At 34.2% G+C, this 407-nt stretch carries 1 pseudogene; it reads left to right on the top strand.

The features are described 5' to 3' along the window. Nucleotides 1–47: 47 nt before the first annotated feature. Nucleotides 48–407 (top strand): annotated as a pseudogene (locus tag CP370_RS09435) (helicase DnaB); the annotation flags it as partial.

Raw genomic sequence — 407 nt, 5'->3', positions numbered from 1 at the left:
CCTATGGTATTAAATTGAGAACGCTACAGACTAACGAAGCTGATTTGATGATTCAAAAAGCACTATATGGTTTATCAGATATTGAGTTAGTCAGAGTCATTCAAGCGACAACTTCTCCAAATAAACAAATTGATTTGCCAGCAATTAAGAAATCACTTGAAGGTAATTTCAGAAAAATACAAGTTCGCACAAAAGGTATTGAAACAAAAGTACAAACGAATGAACCCAAACAGTCATCAAATGATGAATCTAATCCTGCAATTCGTTTAGTACAGACCGTAAAATCAGTAGCTCCGTTACAATTCTTAAAGAATTTGCGGCAAAAAAATAATGGTTTTGTCGCTGATAACGAAGTGAAGGCTATTTCGGATATTGCAGAAATGAATATTATCGAACCTGAAGTGCTA

The organism is Lactobacillus sp. UMNPBX19, from assembly GCF_002553805.1.
Taxonomy (GTDB): domain Bacteria; phylum Bacillota; class Bacilli; order Lactobacillales; family Lactobacillaceae; genus Lactobacillus.
The sequence above is the reverse complement of the archived record's forward strand: the minus strand, read 5'-3'. Positions and strand labels throughout refer to the sequence as shown.